Here is a 639-nt window from a genome sequence, read left to right as displayed (position 1 = left end):
GGTGTTGCTGGTGACCTGCTGGTTGGTGGCAAACAGTTGACTGCCGTTGACAGCATCGGTACTGGAGGCACTGAGCTGGCCTGCAGCAACGTTGGTGATCTGGCGTTCCTGGCCGACGCTACCGACGCTGACCACGCTGTTTGGCGAGCCCCCGGCAAAGTTGTAAGACACCCCGCCGATGGTCGTACTGCCCGTAGGGGCCGGGGCAGCGGTGGTGCTGCCGGCACCCAGTGCTACGTCACTGGCGTTGTTGGCCGTGGCCCCTGAACCCACTGCCAGCCCTTGGGTCGCACCGACAGCTACGATGGCAGCGTCGCCCAGGGCAACGGAGCCTGCGCTGTTGGCCTGGGAAGCATTACCCAGTGCCACTGAACCTTGACCTGTTGCGGTGTTGAGATTACCCAGCGCCACGCTGCCCTGGCCGTCGGCGGTGTTATCGGTGCCCATGGCGACTGCGCCGGTGCCGGTGGCGGTGTTGGGGTCACCGATGGCGACTGCACCGTTTCCGCTGGCGATATTGCCCGCACCGATGGACACGGCTTTGCCGCCAGTGGCCTGTGCCGAGGTACCTATGGCCACGGCATCGGCCGAGTCGGCCATTGCGCCGCTGCCCATTGAAACGGCCCCGGTAGCGGAGGC

The 639-nt window shown here is 65.9% G+C and carries 1 pseudogene; it reads right to left on the bottom strand.

Annotated elements, in window-relative coordinates:
• A pseudogene (locus CJU81_RS23535) lies at positions 1-639 on the bottom strand (hemagglutinin); the annotation flags it as partial.

It is taken from the genome of Pseudomonas fragi (assembly GCF_002269505.1).
Classification (GTDB): domain Bacteria; phylum Pseudomonadota; class Gammaproteobacteria; order Pseudomonadales; family Pseudomonadaceae; genus Aquipseudomonas; species Aquipseudomonas fragi_D.
Note: the sequence above shows the minus strand (reverse complement) of the source record. Positions and strands in the feature narration are given on the sequence as shown.